Annotated in this window: 2 protein-coding genes; both read left to right on the top strand. The window is 61.2% G+C overall.

Features of this window, described 5'->3' with window-relative positions; all coding sequences use genetic code 11:
• Positions 1-61: 61 nt before the first annotated feature.
• Positions 62-367 (top strand): DUF1153 domain-containing protein, encoded by a 306-nt coding sequence (locus tag D2N39_RS22405; RefSeq protein WP_233557391.1) that lies wholly within the window; start codon positions 62-64, stop codon positions 365-367.
• A complete protein-coding gene (locus D2N39_RS22400; protein ID WP_158589913.1) occupies positions 364-1,185 on the top strand; it encodes an IS3 family transposase in 822 nt (273 codons plus the stop codon). Before D2N39_RS22405 ends, D2N39_RS22400 begins: the two co-directional genes overlap by 4 nt.
• Positions 1,186-1,213 lie beyond the last annotated feature (28 nt).

Raw genomic sequence — 1,213 nt, 5'->3', positions numbered from 1 at the left:
TGTATCGACCCAGTGAAAATCTGCTCATGCTACAATGGAGAAGGTAGCGATGAGTGTGACGATGGACGACAGCATCAAGCGGTGGACTGCGAAGCGTAAGACGGCGCTGGTGGTCGAGATCATTCAGGGCAAGACGACGGTGGCAGAGGCCAGTCGTGCCTATGACCTGTCACCATCCGAGATCGAGGGCTGGGTCGATGATGCCAAGCGCGGCATGGAGAACGCCCTGCGTGCGAACCCACTGGAGATCCGTGAGCAATACGAGAAGCAGCTGAAGGACCTGCAGGAGGCCTATGGCGAGGCCATGCTGGAACTGCGCGCCAGAAAAAAGCTGGCGGCCCTCATGGAGCGGGAGGACGACAAATGATCCGGACGCTCCATGAGGGCCTGCTTGCCGATGGGTTGTCGGTGCCGCTGACCAAACTCTGCGCGTGGTTCGGCGTGCCGCGGCGGACGGTCTACTACAAGCCGACCAAGGCTGCGCCAAAGGTCGATCCCCGCTTTGCCGAGCCGATCAAGGCGATGATCGAAAAGGAGCCTTCGTTCGGCTATCGCACGGTGGCCTGGCTTCTGGGCTACAACAAGAACACCGTGCAGCGCATCTTTCAGATCAAAGGCTGGCAGGTTCGCAAGCGCCCGATCGGCATGCGACCGCGCATCGAAGCAGTGCCCTCGGTCGCGAACGCGCCGAACGAGCGCTGGTCCACCGACCTGTGCCGAATCTGGGCAGGGCGCGACGGCTGGACAACTTTGGCCCTCGTCATCGACTGCCACACCCGCGAGCTGCTGGGCTGGCATCTGTCGCGATCCGGCAAGGCAACCACTGCCGCCAGCGCATTGGAGCATGCGCTGATCAGCCGGTTCGGCACCTTGGGAAAGGTCACGCGCGAGTTCCTTCTGAGGTCCGACAATGGCTTGGTCTTCACCAGCCGCCGCTACACCGCGCTGGTCCGAAGCTACGGCCTGAAGCAAGAGTTCATCACGCCGCATTGCCCTCAGCAGAATGGCATGGTCGAGCGTGTGATCCGGACACTGAAAGAACAGTGCATCCATCGCCAGCGCTTCGACAGCATTCAGCACGCGACGCGCGCCATCGGTGACTGGATCAGCTTCTACAACAACCGACGCCCGCATCAGGCGCTGGATATGAAAACCCCCGCTGAGGCATTCGCATTAGCGGCTTAACCTGTGCAGATTCCGCTGGGTCGATACA

This window comes from Gemmobacter lutimaris (assembly GCF_003570715.1).
Taxonomy (GTDB): Bacteria; Pseudomonadota; Alphaproteobacteria; order Rhodobacterales; family Rhodobacteraceae; genus Gemmobacter; species Gemmobacter lutimaris.
Note: the sequence above shows the minus strand (reverse complement) of the source record. Positions and strands in the feature narration are given on the sequence as shown.